Source organism: Gluconacetobacter entanii (assembly GCF_003206495.1).
Lineage (GTDB): Bacteria > Pseudomonadota > Alphaproteobacteria > Acetobacterales > Acetobacteraceae > Novacetimonas > Novacetimonas entanii.
In genome coordinates, this window is sequence record NZ_NKUF01000016.1 from 1 (window position 1) to 17,035 (window position 17,035).

Consider the following 17,035-nt stretch of genomic DNA (forward strand, 5'->3'; position numbering starts at 1 on the left):
GGATGATCAGATGCCTCGAGCATGGTTCTGCCCTCCAGAGAGTTTCAGCAAGCACACTCTGACACGGCGCGGCTCGCTATCCACTCCTCATGGAATCTGGACGGATGGCCGATTTCGGACACCGGACGGATGGTACCGATGGGGCAGGACTGGTCGAACCCCTTGGCCAGCGCCCATGGACGCCCGGCCTTCTTGGCCACCGCCTGCAGGTCGCGCCGCGTCATGTCCAGCCCCACGGCATAGCCATAGATGTGCGACAGCGCCTTGTCCGCCGGGATGTTTTCCCCCGGCCGCCCGATACAGGCCACCAGTTCGACCTCGTGATGCAGATCGGACGTCGCAACGGGAAAGTCCAGCAGGCCACCGTCCGGCACCACCGCATCCCCCGGCTTGGCAAAGAAAAAGGGCTCCGTCCGTTCGGGATTCCCCCCCATTTCGCGCGTATGGGCGGCATAGTTCTGTCCCACGCACCAGATCCGGCGCACGGGAAACAGCGCCTCCGTCCTGCTGACGCCAACCGTTGGCTGGGCGGGAGGGGGAATCACAAAATCCACCATTGGCAGATAACTCCGTCACAGTTGCAACCGGCCCGTCATGGGGCACAGACCTTGGGGGCGGCCATGGTTGCATTGCACGCCCCCGCCTGTCACGCGCGCACAGCACGTCGGGAGAATACAATAAATTCATCGCCCCGACCGTCGGGGCCGCAGGTGCTACACCCCCAACGCAAAACGCCGCCCGGAAACCCGGACGGCGTTCGCGACGGACCATGGGAATGGCCCGGATCATGTAATCGCGGCAGGGCGATCAGTTGCGGGTCTTGTCAACCAGCTTGTTCTTGCCGATCCACGGCATCATCGCACGCAGCTTTTCGCCGACCTTCTCGATCTGCATGGCGTTGTTATGCGCACGCGTCGCCTTGAAGCCGATGTTGCCGGACTGGTTTTCCAGGATGAAGTTGCGCACGAACGTGCCGTCCTGGATGTCGGTCAGGATCTTCTTCATCTCCGCCTTCGTTTCCGGCGTGATCACGCGCGGGCCGGAGACATATTCGCCATATTCGGCGGTGTTGGAGATGGAGTAGTTCATGTTCGCGATCCCGCCCTCATAGATGAGGTCAACGATCAGCTTCGTTTCATGCAGGCATTCGAAATACGCCATTTCCGGCGCGTAACCTGCCTCGACCAGCGTCTCGAACCCGGCACGGATCAGTTCCACCAGGCCACCGCACAGCACGGCCTGCTCGCCGAACAGGTCGGTTTCGACCTCTTCCTTGAACGTCGTCTCGATGATGCCCGCGCGGCCACCGCCATTGGCGGAGGCATAGGACAGCGCGATTTCCAGCGCGTTGCCCGACGCGTTCTGCGCCACGGCCACCAGGCACGGCACGCCGCCGCCCTTCTGGTATTCGGAACGCACGGTGTGGCCCGGGCCCTTGGGCGCAATCAGGAACACGTCGATGTCGGGGCGCGCCTCGATGATGCGGAAATGGATCGCAAGGCCATGCGCGAATGCCAGCGCGGCACCCTGCTTCATGTTCTTTTCCAGCGATTCCTTGTACAGCGCGCCCTGACCTTCGTCAGGCGTCAGCACCATGACGACATCGGCCCACTTCGCCGCGTCGGCGGGCGTCATCACCTTGAAACCGGCGGCCTCGGCCTTGGCGATGGCGCTGGATCCGGGACGCAGGCCGATGACGATGTCCGTCACCCCAGAATCCTTGAGGTTGTTGGCATGGGCATGGCCCTGGCTGCCGTAGCCGATGATGGCGACCTTCTTGCTCTTGATCAGGTTCACGTCGGCGTCGCGATCATAATACACGCGCATGGGGATACTCCTGTTGTAATAAACGGTTCGGAATGAAAGGAAAAACCGGGACCTGGGTTACAGCGTGTCCGGACCCCGGCTGATCGCGACAACACCGGTACGCGATATTTCAGCCAGCCCCAGGGGACTCATGAGGTCGATGAACGAATTCAGCTTCTCCGGCGAACCGGTCAGCTCGAAGACAAAGGACGTGGCGGTCGTATCGACGACACGCGCACGGAACGCCTGGGCGATGCGCAGGGACTCGGCACGGGCCTCGGCGGTTGCGACAACCTTCACCAGCGCCAGTTCACGCGCGACATGCGGGCCGCCCTCGCTCAGGTTCGCGACGCGCCAGACCGGGACCAGCCGTTCAAGCTGTGCCCTGACCTGTGCGACGGCATGGGGCGTGCCCGTCGTGACAATGTTGATGCGCGACAGGCGCCCTGCCTCATCCACCGGGGCGACGGTCAGGCTTTCGATATTGTAGCCGCGCCCCGAAAACAGGCCGAGCACGCGGGCAAGCGCCCCGCTCTCGTTCTCGACCAGTATGGAAATGACCGCGGAGGTCGCAACCCCCTGCTGGGTGGTCATGATGTTGTTTCCTGCACTCTGGTTTTTCATCCCGTCACCCGGGCGGGAACGGGACATGACAGACGGACCGGAACGGTGCAACCATTCCGTGGAAATCGGATCAGACGAGCATCCGTCCCTCGGCGCTGACTTCCACCCCGTCATCCTGATCCGGGCCCAGCAGCATCTGGTTATGCGCCGCCCCCGAGGGGATCATGGGATAGCAGTTCTCTTCCTGTGCCACATGGATATCCGCGACGACCGGGCCGGGATGGGCCAGCATGTCCGCGATGACACCATCGAGTTCGCCCACGCAGGTCGCGCGCAGGCCGCGCCCGTGGAAGCTTTCGGCAAGGCGGACAAAATCCGGCAGCGCCGCGCTGTAGCTTTCGGAATAGCGCGAGTCATGCAGCAGTTCCTGCCACTGGCGCACCATGCCCATGTACTCGTTGTTCAGGATGAACAGCTTCACCGGCAGGCGGTACTGCGCGATCGTGCCGAGTTCCTGGATGTTCATCAGTGTGGACGCCTCCCCCGCGATGTCGATCACCAGCGCGTCGGGATGGGCGATCTGCGCGCCGACGGCGGCGGGCAGGCCATATCCCATCGTGCCCAGCCCGCCAGAGGTCAGCCAGTGGTTGGGCCGGTCGAACTGGAAATGCTGCGCCGCCCACATCTGATGCTGCCCAACCTCGGTCGAGACATAGGTGTCGCGCCCGGTCCTGCGCGTCATTTCATACAGGCGGCTGATGGCGTACTGCGGGCGGATGATGGCGGACGGCGCCATGTCCTGACGGAAGCCGAAGCTGTCGCGCCCGCGCCACTCCGCAATCTGCGCCCACCATTTTTCAAGGTCCGCGGCCTGCGGCGCCGGCGTGGGGGTGCGTTCCCATTCCTCGATCATCATCTCGATGACACGCCCGGCATCCCCCACAAGGCCGAGGTCAACCGGCACGATCTTGCCGATCTGCGCGGGGTCGATATCGGCATGGATCTTGAACGATCCCGGCGAGAACGCATCAAGGCGCCCCGTCACGCGGTCGTCAAAGCGCGAACCCAGTGCCACCAGCACGTCGCAGTCATGGGTGGCAAGGTTGGCCTCGTACGAACCATGCATGCCCAGCATGCCAAGGAACTGCGGATCCGTGGTCGGAAACCCGCCCAGCCCCATCAGGGTGGAGGTGCAGGGAAAACCCGTCATGCGCACCAGACGGCCCAGCGCCCCGGCCGCCTTCGGCCCGGAATTGATGACGCCACCACCGGTATAGAACAGCGGCCGGCGCGCCTTCTTCATCGCGGCGACGGCCTGCGCCACGGCGGCGCGGTCCGGTTCGAACCGGGGGCGGTAGGACGGATGCAGGACAGGGGCCGATTCAATATAAGGTGCGGGACCGACCATCAGGTTCTTCGGCAGGTCCACCAGCACCGGCCCCGGACGGCCGGTGCGCGCGATATGAAACGCCTCCTGCACCACCGGGGCGATATCCTGTGGATGCCGCACGAGGTAGTTGAACTTGGTCGCAGGCCGGGTGATGCCGGTGATGTCGGCCTCCTGAAAGGCGTCGGTGCCGATCAGCGGCACGCCCACCTGCCCGGTGAAACACACGACCGGAATGGAATCCAGCAGCGCGTCCATCAGGCCGGTCACGGTATTGGTGCCGCCCGGACCACTGGTGACGAGCACCACGCCCACCTTCCCGGTGGAGCGGGCATAGGCCTCCGCCGCGTGGACGGCGGCCTGTTCATGACGGACGAGGACGTGGCGGATCCTGTCCTGCCGGAACAGCGCGTCATAGATCGGCAGGACCGCGCCACCGGGATAGCCGAAGATGACCTCCACCCCCGCATCCTGAAGAACGCGCAGCAGTACTTCCGCACCCGACATGACCGTGGGGTCAACAGTCGTGGCGCGGGCGTCGGGCCGGATGGCGGTGTGCTGCACGGGTGCGTTCATGTCCTTGACTCCTTTCGTCCCGGCCCCGTCAGGAAGGACGGCACCCCCAGTGGACGAAATGTGGGCCGGGTTTAAGAAAAGCTGCCCCCGGCGTCAATGCAATTAATAACAAAAGAAATGATTTTCCTCTCATCCCTTTCCATTTGTTGCGCGCCAGATGCGATTCGCCCCTCATGCAGGTATGTCCGCGCCCCTGGCGCCAGGGCATGGTGGGCGAACCATGTGGACTGGCGCTTGGTATATTGGGCCGTGACCTGCACCGCGCGGGCGATGGCGTCGTGCCGCGACATCTCCCCGCGCAGCATGGCGGCGAGTTCGGGCACGCCATGCGCGCGCATCGCGGGCAGGGCGGGCGACAGGCCGCGGTCCAGCAGGGCGCGCGCTTCCTCCACCGCGCCATGGTCCATCATGTTTTCGAACCGCGCGGCAATGGCGCGGCGCAGCAGGTCGCGCGGCGGCGCCAGGCGCACGGCGACAAACCGCGCACACAGCGGGGGCAGCACCGACTCCGCCCGCCACCATGCAAGGCCCCGCCCCGTCGCGCACCAGACCTCCCACGCGCGGGCGATGCGCTGCGTATCGCGCGGGCGCAGGGCGGATGCAGTTTCGGGATCGACCGCCATCAGGCGCGCATGGATCGCGGGGCCCCCTTCGGCCATCACGGCGGCCCGGGCCTGCGCCCGGATTTCGGGGGGCGGGTCGGGGATATCGGCCAGTCCTTCGGTCAGGGCGCGGAAATACATCCCCGTCCCGCCGCAGAAGACCGGGATGCGCCCGGCGCGCCAGGCTTCCTGCGCCGCCTGCAGGGCCTGTTCGCGCCACCATGCGACCGATCCCGCCGTTGTCGCCGGCAGCACGCCATACAGGCGGTGGGGCAGCAATGCTTCCTCCGCCGCCGTGGGGCGGGCCGTAAGGACGCGCAGTTCGCGATAGACCTGCATCGAATCGGTATTGATGATGGTGCCGCCAATCACGCGCGCCAGCGCCAGCGCCAGCGCGGACTTGCCCGAACAGGTGGGGCCTGCCACGATCACGGCGGGACGCTGCCCCGTTTCGGTGCCTTGCGTCATTGCCCCATCCCTGCCACATGCCCGGACGTCATGGCTGATTCCTCCCCTTCCCCGACCCACTTCCTCGTCCTTGTCGCCAATCGCGACGCCACATCGCTCGGCACGGCGGACATCGCCCATGCACGCGACATGACCGGCGGGGCGGCCCCCGTCACCCTGTCGGAGGGCGAGGCGGTCGAGATCCCCTGCCCCGCACCCGGCACGGGCGACATGCCGCATATCGCCCCCCTGCGCGAGGAATTTTCGCGCCGCCACCTCGACGCCATCGTCGTGTCCGCGCACGGACGGCGCAAGCGCCTGCTGGTCGCGGACATGGACAGCACCATCGTCGATTGCGAAACCCTTGACGACCTTGCCCGCCATGCGGGCATCGGCGAACGCATTGCCGAGATCACACGCCGCTCCATGAATGGCGAGATGGATTTCGAGGCCGCGCTGCGTGAACGTGTCGGCCTGCTGCGCGGCATGCCCGCCACCCTGCTGGAGGCGGCATGGAAGGACGTCCGCCTCAACCCCGGCGCGCTGGAACTGGTGCGCACGATGCGAAAGCATGGCGCGCATACGGCGCTGGTGTCGGGCGGGTTCACGTTCTTTACCTCCCGCGTGGCGGAAAAATGCGGGTTTGACGAACAGCACGCCAATACCCTGCTGATCGAGGAAGGGCGCCTGACCGGCAAGGTGGGACAGCCGATCCTTGGCCCGGATGCAAAGCTTGCGCACCTGCGCAGGCTGGTGCAGGGCGGTGGCCTGCATATGGGACAGGCCATGGCCGTGGGCGATGGTGCAAACGACCTCGCCATGCTGTGTGAGGCAGGGCTGGGCATCGCGTTCCACGCCAAGCCCGCCGTGCGCAAGGCCATCGCAGCGCAGGTCAACCATACCACGCTGCGCACGCTGCTGTTTGCGCAGGGGTACGCGGCGGCGGACTTCGTCGCCTGATCCTGCATCCCGGGGACTGTATGAAAAGACAGTCCCTGCAAAATGGCGAAAGTATTAAAAGTTTTTGGGTGTCGCCTTTTTTTAAAAAGGCGACGTCTTTCGAAGCTTTTTGAAAAAAGCTTCACCAAAAACTTTTATTCCTTATCCATATCTCAGGACGCGGCAGGGGGCTGGCTGCGATTGTCCTGCGCCTCGATGAAGACGCGGGTGACTTCGGGATAGGTCTTCTTGATCTGGCGCTCCAGGTCGGACACCGTCGCCTCCACATCGCCTGCCGACAGGGTATTGTGGAAATCAATGCTGATGACCACCAGCACGTCGCGCGGCCCGAAATGCATGGAGCGGATCTCGTTCAGGCGGTCCACCCCCCGCGCCGACAGCGCCATGCGCCGCAGGGCGGCCAGTACCTCTGGCGCGACGCCCTCCCCCGTCAGCAGCGACTGCGACTCCCGCGCAAGGAACGTGGCCGTCACCGCAAGAATCATCGCGATGATGATGGACGACACGCCATCGAGCACCGGCATGTCCAGCATCTCCGACGCCACATTGCCCACCAGCGCGACAAACAGGCCCGCAAGGGCAGCCGTATCCTCGAACAGGACGGTAAAGACGGTCGGGTCCTTGCTGCGCTGCACGGCCTCGACCCAGCCAAGGCGGCCCTTGCCATGGCGGCGGAATTCCCGCAGGGCCATGACCCAGACCGAGCCTTCGAACAGGATGCTCAGCCCCAGCACGATGTAATTGACCAGCACATGCGCCATGGGTTGCGGGTGCAGGATGTGCATCACGCCTTCGAAGAAGGAGATGCCCGCGCCCAGACCGAAGATCAGCAGGGCGACGACAAAGGTCCAGAAATACAGTTCCAGCCCATAGCCGAACGGGTGCGCCAGCGTGGCCGGCCGTGCCGCACGCCGCATCCCCACCAGCAGCAGCGCTTGGTTGCCGGTGTCGATCAGGGAATGGATCGCCTCGCTCAGCATGGAGGAACTGCCGGAAATCCAGGCCGCGACGCACTTGGTCGCCGCGACGAGAAGATTGCCCCCCAGGGCCGCCAGAATCACGAGGCGGGAGGAAGAAGAATGCGCCATGACAGTCCCATACAAAAAAGCTGGCACATCCTATCGCCTGCACCGTCATTTTGACAGGGTATCAGCCACCATGTGATCGATCCCACAAAATGATAAGAAGTTTTTGGTGAAGCTTTTTCCAAAAAGCTTCAAAGAACGCCGCCTTTTTGAAAAAAGGCGGCACCCAAAAACTTTTGTAAATTATATCAATAGGTTATTTTGAAACACTTTCCAATTATCGGGTACCATCCAGACCATGGCTGAGGGCATGCGCGCCTGCATCATCACCAACCCCACGGCAGGACGCAGGCGACGCGCGCCACTGGCACGTTTCACCGCCGCCCTGCGCGCGGGTGGCGCAAGCGTGCAGGTCCTGGCGACACGCCATGCAGGCCATGCGACGGAACTGGCGCGGCAGGCCATGCATGACGGCAGGACAGACTGCATCATCGCCGCCGGCGGGGATGGCACCATCGCGGAGGTCGCGCAGGCCATCGCGGGCACGCCGCAGCGCATGGGCATCTTTCCGGCGGGCAGCGCGAATGTGCTGGCCCGTGAACTCGCCATCCCCTTCGCGCCGGAGGCGGCAGCACGACTGATCCTGTCCGGGGCGGATGCCACCATCTGGCCCGGCGTGGCAGAGGATGCAAAACACACACGCCTGTTCGTCCAGATGGCGGGCGTCGGGTTTGACGCCTGCGTGGTACACTGGCTGCCGTCACGCCTGAAACGCATGGTGGGACGCACGGCCTATGTCCTGACCATGCTGGGCGCGGTGGTGGGATACCGCTTCACGACGCTTGAGGTACGGGTGGACGGGACGGCATACCGCGCCCATGGCGTCGTGGTGTCCAAGGGACGGCTTTATGGCGGGCGGTTCGTCATCTGCCCCCACGGCATGCAGCATGAGGCCGGGTTCCGCGTCATCATGCTGGAAACGGCGGGGCTTCTGGCCACCCTTCGCATGGGGTGTGCGCTGCTGCTGGGGCGGGTGGAGCGCATGCGCGATGTGCGGATCGTGACCGGACGTTCCGTGGAGATCCGTGCCGCAGTCCCGGTCCCGGTACAGGTCGATGGCGATATCCTTGGCATGACGCTGGTGCGCATCCGCGATGCCGGACGACCCCTGCGCCTTGCGGTGGGTCGCGACGCCTAATCCTTTCCATTGCTGGAAAAGTCATTTTCAAAGTAATAAAAGTTTTTGGGTGTCGCCTTTTTTAAAAAGGCGACGTCTTTCGAAGCTTTTTGGAAAAAGCTTCACCAAAAACTTTTAATACTTTTCAGGTCGTGAACTGTTCGGCGATGATCCGTTCGGACAGGCTCTGCCCCGGATCGAACAGCAGCGTCGTATGCCGGGTGCGGTCTTCCTGTATTTCAACCGAAATCACGTCCCGCACCTCCGTAAAGTCCGCCACCGCCGCCACCGGGCGCTTGTCGGTTTCCAGGATGGTGAACCTGACCTGCGCGGTCGAGGGCAGCAGCGCGCCGCGCCAGCGCCGGGGGCGAAAGGCGCTGATGGGTGTCAGCGGCAGCAGGTTGGCCGACAGCGGGACGATCGGCCCATGCGCCGACAGGTTATAGGCGGTCGAGCCCGCAGGGGTTGCGATCAGCACCCCATCACAGATCAGTTCGGCAAGGCGCTGGCGCCCATCGACATCAATGCGGATCTTGGCGGCCTGCCGCGTCTGGCGGAACAGGAAGACGTCATTAAGCGCCAGGGCCTCCGTCACCTCGCCCTCGCGGTTGGTGGCGCGCATGCGCAGGGGGTGGAGCACCGCCTCCTGCGTCGTGGCCAGATGGGCGGGCAGGTCGTCGGGCACGTTCTGGTTCATCAGGAAACCGACCGTGCCGCAATTGACGCCATAGACGGGAATGTCACGCCCCAGCGTGGTATGCAGGACCTCCAGCATGAAGCCATCCCCGCCAAGGCAGACCATGGCGTCGGCCTCCGCCGGGGGTGTCTGCCCGTAACGATGGGTCAGGCGTTCCAGCCAGGCCTGCGCGCTTTCGTTGGGGGCGGCGACAAAGGACAGGCGCGTGGGCAGGTGCCCGTCGAGCCAGCGCGAAGGCACGGTTTCATTCATGCAGCGTGCCACCCCGCCAATGCGCGCGGCATCCCACACGCCGCCATGGCCGGAAGAAAGGTCGTGCGCATCAGGAACTCCATAAGACTGCGACGCGGGAAAAGGATCAGGGCACGCAACACCACCAGCAGGCCGGGCGATAGTAGGATGCGCCAATCCGGTTACGCAACACATCCGCACGGCCTGCCAAAATCATTCAGAAGTTTTTGGTGAAGCTTTTTTCAAAAAGCTTCAGAAGACGCCGCCTTTTTGAAAAAAGGCGGCACCCAAAAACTTTTACTAATTATATCAATTGGTTATTTTTGGATACGCACTCATCCCAGCACTTCGGCCAGATGCTTCAGGAACCGCTCGTTATCCTCCGGCAGGCCGATGCTGACCCTGATCCAGTTCTCGAACCCCGCTTCCTTCCACGGCTTGACGATCACCCCATGGCGCAGCAATGCGCCCGCCACGTCCATGGCATCACGCGGGGTACGGAAAAACACGAAATTGGTGTGGGTGGTGGCAACGAACAGGCCCATGGCACGCAGGGCGGCCGCCATGCGCGCACGCGACGCCACCGTGCGGGCCACGCAGGCACGCATATGCTCCGGGTCCGTCAGGGCGACGGTGGCCATTTCCTGCGCGGGCATGGTGGTGTTGAACGTGTCGCGCACGGTCTCCAGCACCGAGGCGACCTCCGCCGAGGAGGCAAGCGCATAGCCGATCCGCAGGGCGGCAAGGCCATAGGCCTTGGAGAATGTGCGCAGGCACAGCCACGGACGCCCCTGTTCACGCAGGATGGCGCTGGCATCGGGATACTCACCATCGGTTTCGGCATATTCGCGATAGGCCTCGTCCACCACCACCAGCGTCCGGGGCGGACATGCCGCGATGACCCGGCGCAGGGCATCCGCCGTCATCATGCAGCCAACGGGGTTGGAGGGGTTGGAGAAGATCAGGACCTTGGTGGGATGCGACAGGGCGCGGCACAGGCCGTCGATATCGAACTCCTCCCCCGCCGTAACCGGCACCGCATCAACCACCGCCCCCATCAGCAGCGGATGGATTTCATGCAGGCCGAAGGCAGGGCGCACCGTCACCACCCGATCCCCCGGCGACAGGAACCCCTCCGCGATCATGCGGATGATCTGTTCCGACCCGTTGCCGATCACCACCTGTCCGGGCGCGATGTCATTGAACCGCGCGATCCCTTCGCGCAGGCGGGTGGCACCGGCATCGGGATAGCGGAAAAGGCGGTGCGCCAGCGCCGGCCACTGCCGCAGCACCTCCGGCGAGGGACCATACGGGTTTTCGTTGCTGCCAAGCTTGCTGATCCGTGACACGCCAAACTTTCGCTTCACGGCCTCTTCGGACAGGCCCGCGTTATAGCGGGGCAGCGTCCTGACTTCGGGGCGGCAGAGGGTCTGGTGGTCAATCGTCTCCGGCATTGTCTGTCCTGTTCCGTTCAGTGCCCGTGCGTCGGGCGGAAATGTGCGTAAACCCCGGTGCGGCCGGGAACGTGGCGGCCCCGCCCGTCAGGCGGCCTGCCGCCGGGCGGCGCGCTGCCGCTGCCCGCGATAGAGCAGCACATAGACCACCGTGGTGACTATCAGGCTGACCAGCCACGAGATATCAACCCCATACAGGTAGGGCAGCAGGAAGCCGGTATACAGGTCATTTTTCAGGAACGGCAGTTCCACCACAACACCCACGACATAGGACGCCACGGCCGGCATGTTGAAATAGCCATAGCACCCGCCATCGGCACGGAAGAAGGAGGCGACGTCATATTCCCCATGGCGCAGCAGATAGTAATCCGTAAGGTTGATGGCCGTCCACGGCACGATGACCGCCATGAGGATGTCGAGGAACGCGGCATAGGATTTCATGAAATTGGCGCTCATGCCGAACGCCATCACCAGCGCCAGCGTCACGAGGCACAATGTCACCACGACACGGCTGATCATCGCCGGGCGCCAGTCGGGCCAGAAGGTCTGCACCACCGTGATGGTCGAAAGCGCGCCGCAATACACCCCCATTGCATTGCCCAGCGTGATCGCCAGCGACAGCACCACCAGCACGATGCCCGCGCCCCCGCCACACAGGCGCGCCAGCGCCTCCACCGTGGTCAGGTCCGACCACTGGCACGCCAGCACGATGCCCAGCATCATCGGCAGGATGGTGCCAAGGACCGTGCCCGCATAGGTCGCAAGGAACGTGTTGCGCACGGAAGCGGCGCTGTTGGGCAGGTAGCGCGACGAGTCCGAGACATAGGGCGCATATGCCACCTGCCACAGGGCGGAGACGGAAAACGCACTGAATATCCCCGCGACCGAGCCATGCATGTCCATCAGCATCCCGCCCGAAAACCGCCACAGCCCCAGCCCGATGCACACAAGGACCACGCCCCCGGCCAGCCAGCTTACGACCTTGGAGATCACATGGATCGCGCGGTATCCCATGCAGCACGGCACGAGACTTACGATCGCGATGGTCAGCACGCCGACCGTGCGGTTCAGGCCGGGCATCGCCTGCACCAGCGCCTGCCCCCCCACGACATAGTTGGACGCGGCAAAGCCGACATACATGATGATCACCAGGATCACGATCGGCACCGCGCCATAGGACCCGAACTGTCCCCTGCTCTGCACCATCTGCGGCACGCCAAGCATCGGCCCCTGCGCCGCATGCAGCGCCATGAACACCGCGCCCACCATGTTGCCCGCCACCGCCGCCAGCAGGGACCACCCGAACGACAGCCCGAAGACCGTCGGCCCCAGCGCGCCGGTGACAACCGTCAGCAGGGTCATGTTGGTGCTGAACCAGACGCTGAAGAGATCGCTGACACGGCCATAACGCTGGTCTTCGGGTATCTGATAGATCGTATGCGACTCAAACGTCGTGGCCATGGGCGCAGCCCCCCTTCATTCTCTCGACGAAACAGCACACCAATGCCACGGCAACCGCATCAATGGCTTTTTTCCGTTTCGATGTCCGTTATGAAGACATCACGCCCGAAAGCAATATCGCGTATGCCGGTATGGCCCGATGCCGCACGAAGTAAAGCCCGCACGCACCACCCGTCACACATTGGCGTGAAGGAACCCATCCCGGTGCGCCCGGACCGCAATGCGGGGGGGAACAGGACACCGATGGCGCGCGGGATGCCACGGAAAGGCGCCGGGGAGACGGGACACAGGGGGAATATGCAATTCAGCCTACCGGTTTTGCAATCTCGCGCTGCCCTTCCATCCTGCTATGATTTCCCTCACGGGCGTGTGAGAACAGGTGGAGAAGCACGTGAGCCAGACATGGGGCGATTTTCAGGCCGTCGTACAGCTATCGGCGGGACTGAATGTTGCCATCCTCAGCTTTGTGGATATCAGCCTGCCCGCCATAAAGGAACGGCGGCGCACCTTCGCCAAGGCGCAGCAGGAACTCGACATGCACCGCACCGCGCCGGGCAAGGTCACCAGTGCGGCACAGCTTGAGCATGACTGCCAGGTGGAGGAGATGAACGAAAAGCTCTACCTGCTGTGGCAACAGTCCCTTGCATTCAGCAACGAGGAGGATTCCCTGATCCATTATACCGGGGTCCTCGGCTTCCTTGGCGCGGCACTCAGCCTCGTGCTGCTGTGGTATTCGGCGCAGTGTTACGACAGCGTCATCAGCGTGACGGGCAAGGCGGTGATCGCGCTGTCGTTCTGCTCCCTGATCGGGACGTTCGTCATCAATTTCATGACGGCCTCCCAGGCGGGGGTCTATACCAAGAAATGCAACCAGATCCGGCAGGAAATGCACCAGACGCTGGGGATCGCCCCGGCATCCGCATCGGCAGCATCCGCGGCATCACCCGACGCCGCCCCGCACACCGTCCCGACACCGTCCACGGACGACACCGCGGCCTGACCAGAAAATGTCTGGCGACACCGACTTTTTTCAGAAATGCGGTGTCGGAAAACCTTTATGACCTTACACCATCAGACATGCTGGCCGCCATTGATATGGATTTCCGATCCATTGACGTAGGACGACGCCTGCATGCACAGGAAATAGATCGTCTCCGCCACCTCCATGGGATTGCCAAGGCGGCGCATCGGCACGCCGGTCGCCACCAGCGTATCGGTGCCCGCCGACAGGATGGAGGTATCAATCTCCCCCGGTGCGATCGCATTCGCCCGCACGCCACGCCCGCCGAATTCATGCGCCATTTCACGGGTCAGCGCCGCAAGCGCCGCCTTGGACGCGGCATAGGCCACGCCGGCGAACGGATGCACGCGCGAACCGGCGATGGAGGTGACATTGACGATCGCCCCGCGCGCGCGTTCCAGTTCGGGCATCAGCGCACGCGCCAGAAGCGCCGTTGACACAAGGTTCACATTCAGCACCTGCGTCCACAGCGCCGCGTCGGTGCGCATCACGCCAAGGCGCGCGCCTTCCGGCCCCTTTGGTGAAATCCCGGCATTGTTGACAAGGGCATGGAGCCTGCCATTGCCAAGGCACCGCCGCACGGCGGCCACAAGGTCGGGGATGGCGTCAAGGTCGGCAAGGTCCGCCTGGATATGGCCATCGCCCGCCGCACGCCACGGGCACAGGGGGGAGAATTCCTGCCGCGATACCGTCAGCACCCGCCATCCGCGTTCCTGGAACAGCTTGACAGTGGCATGGCCAATCCCGCGACTGGCCCCGGTCAGGAGCAGGGCGGGAGGTTCCGCATCGTCCTCATGCCGCATCGGCATGGTGTCTTCGCGGACCGGATCCTCCGCCGGGCGCGCATGCCCCGTGAATGGACAACCCGGATTACCAGTCGCTTGCGTATCGGTCATACCGGTATTGATACAATGCGGCACAGGGGCAATGGAAATGAATTCAGCCCACACGCCTTCATTTGATACATAAGGGGATATCCGGTCATAACATATTGATAAATAAAATAAAAATTACCGGTCGCCGCCTTTCCCCAAAAAGACGGCGTCTTTCGAAGCTTTTTCGATCAACAGCTTCACCAGAAACTCCTGACCGATTTACGCACTGTTCCACACAGTGGGGGGACATTTACCGCCACGGGGCTTTGGATTACGCTGACGACCGGCCAACACAGACCGACATGGACAGATCATGCTGAAAGTCGCCCTTGGACAGTTCGCCGTTTCCCCGAAATGGGAAACCAACCTGGAGCACATCCTTGGCCTGATCCGGCAGGCAGCGGCGGAGAAGGCCGGGCTTCTGGTCCTGCCCGAAGGGATCCTTGCGCATGACATCGCCGATCCCGACATCATCGCCAGGACCGCGCAGCCACTTGATGGTCCGTTCATGTCGCGCCTCCTGCATGAAAGCCGGGATGTGGACACGACCATCATGGGATGCCTGCATGTGCCGGATGGGCAGGGACGCCATTACAATACGCTGGTCGTGCTCCACCGGGGGAAAATCATCGCGCAGTACAGGAAGCTTCACCTGTATGACGCCTTCGCCGTGCAGGAATCGCGCAATGTGACACCGGGTCAGGACATTCCGCCGATCATTGATGTGGCAGGGTTCCGGCTTGGGCTGATGACCTGTTATGACGTGCGCTTTCCCGAACTGGCGCGGCGACTGGCGCTGGATGGGGCCGATGCGCTGGTGCTGCCCGCCGCATGGGTGCGCGGCCCGCTCAAGGAGGAGCACTGGAAGGTGCTGGTCACCGCGCGGGCGCTGGAAAACACGTGCTACATGATTGCCGTCAGCGAATGCGGCAACCGCAATATCGGATCGAGCATGGTTGTGGACCCGCTGGGCGTGGCCATCGTGCAGGCGGGGGAAGCCCCGACCCTGACATTCTGCACCATTTCGCATGAGCGTATCGCACATGCCCGCCGGATTGTCCCCGTCCTGCAGAACCGCCGGTTCGGCACGCCGGAACTGCGGCAGGACTGAAAAACAGTCCCACACAGAACAAAAGTTTTTGGTGAAGCTTTTTCCAAAAAGCTTCAAGGAGCGCCGCATTTTTGAAAAAAGGCGGCCCCCCAAAACTCCTGTCACTTCATAACGGCAGCATTTCAGCCCGCATCCACGGACACGCGGGCGTTTCCTTTTGCATTGACATCATGTTCACGGGCCAATAAGGAACGATACGGGTTCGTTCAATAAGAAGGAGCCCAACCTGACGGGACCCGCATGTCATGAAATTTCCCAGCCCCCTCTACCTGTATGCCCTGATGACCCCCCTGTTCCTTGGCACCGCGGCACACGCACAATGCGCCCGCAGCGATGCCGTGATCGACATGTCCGCCCATCAGGTCGGCGCGGGCATCGGATATCTGTGGGGACATGGCACCCTGTCGGATGGCGCGCATAGCTATCGCTTCACCGTGCGCGGTGGCGGCGCGCTCAGCCTTGGCGGCGTTTCCCTGTCGGGACGTGGATGCGTGCGCAACCTGGCACGGGTGCAGGATTTCAATGGCACGTACTGGACCGTTGGCGGCACGGCCACCATGAATCACGGAACGGCAGGTATCGTCATGGAAAATGGCAAGGGCACGGATATCGATTTCCATGCCCGGACACATGGGGCGCAACTGTCGGGTCAGGTCTCGCGGCTTTCCTTCCGCCTGCTGGAAACACAACCCCCCGTCCCCTGACGCGCACCCGCACGACACGGGGAACGGGCCCTTCATGGTGCCTCACGTCCGTCCCGTGCTATGTCGCGTGACAGACGTGACCGACCGCGCGCTGCTGGGGGATGAAACATGGCTGACGTACCACCAAGGCCGCCACATACGGGTGGGCGCCCGACGCCGGAAGGATCGGCGCAGCTTGATCGGCATGTCCTTGAGGTGGCAACAGCACTTTTCATAGAACAGGGGTTTGCCGCGACCTCCCTTGAACGGATCGCCCGTGTCGCGGGATGCAGCAAGGCAAGCCTGTACCGCCGCCATGCCTCCAAGGAAGACCTGTTTACGGCCGTGGTCGCCGCACGCGGGCGGCTTCTGCTCGAAGAAACCACCGCCATGGAGGCAATGCCGAAAAACCCGCTGGAGGCGATGCGCGAAATCACACATTTCTTCCTCGATTTCATGCTGCGCCCGGAAACGCTGGAGGCCTACCGCATCGTCATTGCCGACGGCCACCGCATCCCCAGTGTTGTCGAGGGGATGATGAAGGACATTGCCGGACCGTTCATGGCAACCATTGGCCGCCTCCTCCGCGCGGCGGAGGAGGCGGGACAGATCCGCGCCACCGACCACGAGGAAACGACGCGGGTCCTGATGAGCCTGGTGCTGGGCTGGCCCCTGCAGAACACCATGCTGCGCCAGAACAGGCTGCATGATCCCCTGGTCCGCGCGCGCTTTTTCGACCGGGCCTGGCAGATTTTCATATGCGGGATCAGCACCACGACCCGATAGGGCAAAACCGGTACGCCAGCCTGCCCGTTCCCGACGGATGGATTACGATGATATGTTGAGATACGATACCGTTTCGTATATATAAAGCGTCACAGGCTGCCTACCTCACCCGGAGCCATGATTGATGAGGATCATCGGGATCAATGCGAAGCAGGGGAAAAGGCCGGCGCGC

The 17,035-nt window shown here is 63.3% G+C and carries 14 protein-coding genes and 2 pseudogenes; 6 read left to right on the top strand and 10 right to left on the bottom strand.

Annotation, left to right across the window (positions count from 1 at the left end; translation table 11 throughout):
- Window positions 1–101: 101 nt before the first annotated feature.
- The 5 genes and pseudogenes from CFR72_RS08665 to miaA form a co-directional block, all read right to left on the bottom strand.
- Window positions 102–557, bottom strand: a pseudogene (locus tag CFR72_RS08665) (fumarylacetoacetate hydrolase family protein); the annotation flags it as partial.
- Window positions 558–807: 250 nt separating this feature from the next.
- Entirely contained in the window at window positions 808–1,827 is a 1,020-nt protein-coding gene (gene ilvC / locus CFR72_RS08670; protein ID WP_110913585.1) for a ketol-acid reductoisomerase, read from the bottom strand.
- 57 nt (window positions 1,828–1,884) lie between these two features.
- A complete protein-coding gene (gene ilvN, locus CFR72_RS08675) occupies window positions 1,885–2,400 on the bottom strand; it encodes an acetolactate synthase small subunit (RefSeq protein WP_110913629.1) in 516 nt (171 codons plus the stop codon).
- Window positions 2,401–2,500: 100 nt separating this feature from the next.
- Window positions 2,501–4,333, bottom strand: a complete 1,833-nt coding sequence (gene ilvB / locus CFR72_RS08680) for a biosynthetic-type acetolactate synthase large subunit (RefSeq protein ID WP_110913586.1) — start codon at window positions 4,331–4,333, stop codon at window positions 2,501–2,503.
- A gap of 71 nt (window positions 4,334–4,404) precedes the next feature.
- Window positions 4,405–5,403, bottom strand: coding sequence for a tRNA (adenosine(37)-N6)-dimethylallyltransferase MiaA (miaA, locus tag CFR72_RS08685; protein ID WP_110913587.1), 999 nt, complete (start codon window positions 5,401–5,403; stop codon window positions 4,405–4,407).
- A gap of 30 nt (window positions 5,404–5,433) precedes the next feature.
- Between miaA and serB the strand changes: the two genes are divergently transcribed.
- The gene (gene serB, locus CFR72_RS08690) at window positions 5,434–6,342 is read left to right on the top strand and encodes a phosphoserine phosphatase SerB (RefSeq protein WP_110913588.1); all 909 of its coding nucleotides are present in this window, start codon (window positions 5,434–5,436) and stop codon (window positions 6,340–6,342) included.
- A gap of 152 nt (window positions 6,343–6,494) precedes the next feature.
- On the opposite strand, the gene CFR72_RS08695 is transcribed toward serB, so the two are convergent.
- The gene (locus CFR72_RS08695; RefSeq protein ID WP_110913630.1) at window positions 6,495–7,430 is read right to left on the bottom strand and encodes a cation diffusion facilitator family transporter; all 936 of its coding nucleotides are present in this window, start codon (window positions 7,428–7,430) and stop codon (window positions 6,495–6,497) included.
- A gap of 235 nt (window positions 7,431–7,665) precedes the next feature.
- Between CFR72_RS08695 and CFR72_RS08700 the strand changes: the two genes are divergently transcribed.
- Window positions 7,666–8,565, top strand: coding sequence for a diacylglycerol/lipid kinase family protein (locus tag CFR72_RS08700; protein ID WP_110913589.1), 900 nt, complete (start codon window positions 7,666–7,668; stop codon window positions 8,563–8,565).
- A 124-nt stretch (window positions 8,566–8,689) separates the two neighbouring features.
- Here the strand turns inward: CFR72_RS08700 and CFR72_RS08705 are convergent, their stop codons facing one another.
- The 3 genes from CFR72_RS08705 to CFR72_RS08715 all read right to left on the bottom strand — a co-directional run bounded on the left by CFR72_RS08705 (window position 8,690) and on the right by CFR72_RS08715 (window position 12,387).
- On the bottom strand, window positions 8,690–9,493 hold the full coding sequence (locus CFR72_RS08705; RefSeq protein WP_110913631.1) for an NAD kinase: 804 nt from the start codon (window positions 9,491–9,493) through the stop codon (window positions 8,690–8,692).
- Window positions 9,494–9,807: 314 nt separating this feature from the next.
- The gene (gene hisC / locus CFR72_RS08710; RefSeq protein ID WP_110913590.1) at window positions 9,808–10,926 is read right to left on the bottom strand and encodes a histidinol-phosphate transaminase; all 1,119 of its coding nucleotides are present in this window, start codon (window positions 10,924–10,926) and stop codon (window positions 9,808–9,810) included.
- A gap of 87 nt (window positions 10,927–11,013) precedes the next feature.
- A complete protein-coding gene (locus tag CFR72_RS08715; RefSeq protein WP_110913591.1) occupies window positions 11,014–12,387 on the bottom strand; it encodes a purine-cytosine permease family protein in 1,374 nt (457 codons plus the stop codon).
- A 391-nt stretch (window positions 12,388–12,778) separates the two neighbouring features.
- Here CFR72_RS08715 and CFR72_RS08720 point away from each other — a divergent pair.
- Window positions 12,779–13,288: pseudogene (locus CFR72_RS08720) on the top strand (hypothetical protein); the annotation flags it as partial.
- 170 nt (window positions 13,289–13,458) lie between these two features.
- Here the strand turns inward: CFR72_RS08720 and CFR72_RS08725 are convergent.
- Window positions 13,459–14,304: an SDR family NAD(P)-dependent oxidoreductase gene (locus CFR72_RS08725; protein WP_227744646.1), complete on the bottom strand. Its 846-nt coding sequence runs from the start codon at window positions 14,302–14,304 to the stop codon at window positions 13,459–13,461.
- Window positions 14,305–14,596: 292 nt separating this feature from the next.
- On the opposite strand from CFR72_RS08725, the gene CFR72_RS08730 reads away from it, so the two are divergent.
- The 3 genes from CFR72_RS08730 to CFR72_RS08740 all read left to right on the top strand — a co-directional run bounded on the left by CFR72_RS08730 (window position 14,597) and on the right by CFR72_RS08740 (window position 16,863).
- Window positions 14,597–15,394 carry a deaminated glutathione amidase gene (locus CFR72_RS08730; protein WP_171791476.1) on the top strand — a complete coding sequence of 266 codons (798 nt, stop codon included), beginning with the start codon at window positions 14,597–14,599 and terminating at the stop codon, window positions 15,392–15,394.
- Between the two features lie 245 nt (window positions 15,395–15,639).
- Window positions 15,640–16,098, top strand: a complete 459-nt coding sequence (locus tag CFR72_RS08735) for a hypothetical protein (protein WP_193714256.1) — start codon at window positions 15,640–15,642, stop codon at window positions 16,096–16,098.
- A gap of 108 nt (window positions 16,099–16,206) precedes the next feature.
- Complete coding sequence (locus tag CFR72_RS08740; protein ID WP_110913592.1) at window positions 16,207–16,863, top strand: TetR/AcrR family transcriptional regulator; 657 nt, start codon at window positions 16,207–16,209, stop codon at window positions 16,861–16,863.
- Window positions 16,864–17,035 lie beyond the last annotated feature (172 nt).

Coding starts and splice junctions, on each gene's coding strand:
- ilvC (WP_110913585.1), bottom strand. CDS start 1,827: ATGCGCGTGTATTATGATCGCGACGCCGACGTGAACCTGATCAAGAGC.
- ilvN (WP_110913629.1), bottom strand. CDS start 2,400: ATGACCACCCAGCAGGGGGTTGCGACCTCCGCGGTCATTTCCATACTG.
- ilvB (WP_110913586.1), bottom strand. CDS start 4,333: ATGAACGCACCCGTGCAGCACACCGCCATCCGGCCCGACGCCCGCGCC.
- miaA (WP_110913587.1), bottom strand. CDS start 5,403: ATGACGCAAGGCACCGAAACGGGGCAGCGTCCCGCCGTGATCGTGGCA.
- serB (WP_110913588.1), top strand. CDS start 5,434: ATGGCTGATTCCTCCCCTTCCCCGACCCACTTCCTCGTCCTTGTCGCC.
- CFR72_RS08695 (WP_110913630.1), bottom strand. CDS start 7,430: ATGGCGCATTCTTCTTCCTCCCGCCTCGTGATTCTGGCGGCCCTGGGG.
- CFR72_RS08700 (WP_110913589.1), top strand. CDS start 7,666: ATGGCTGAGGGCATGCGCGCCTGCATCATCACCAACCCCACGGCAGGA.
- CFR72_RS08705 (WP_110913631.1), bottom strand. CDS start 9,493: ATGAATGAAACCGTGCCTTCGCGCTGGCTCGACGGGCACCTGCCCACG.
- hisC (WP_110913590.1), bottom strand. CDS start 10,926: ATGCCGGAGACGATTGACCACCAGACCCTCTGCCGCCCCGAAGTCAGG.
- CFR72_RS08715 (WP_110913591.1), bottom strand. CDS start 12,387: ATGGCCACGACGTTTGAGTCGCATACGATCTATCAGATACCCGAAGAC.
- CFR72_RS08725 (WP_227744646.1), bottom strand. CDS start 14,304: ATGACCGATACGCAAGCGACTGGTAATCCGGGTTGTCCATTCACGGGG.
- CFR72_RS08730 (WP_171791476.1), top strand. CDS start 14,597: ATGCTGAAAGTCGCCCTTGGACAGTTCGCCGTTTCCCCGAAATGGGAA.
- CFR72_RS08735 (WP_193714256.1), top strand. CDS start 15,640: ATGAAATTTCCCAGCCCCCTCTACCTGTATGCCCTGATGACCCCCCTG.
- CFR72_RS08740 (WP_110913592.1), top strand. CDS start 16,207: ATGGCTGACGTACCACCAAGGCCGCCACATACGGGTGGGCGCCCGACG.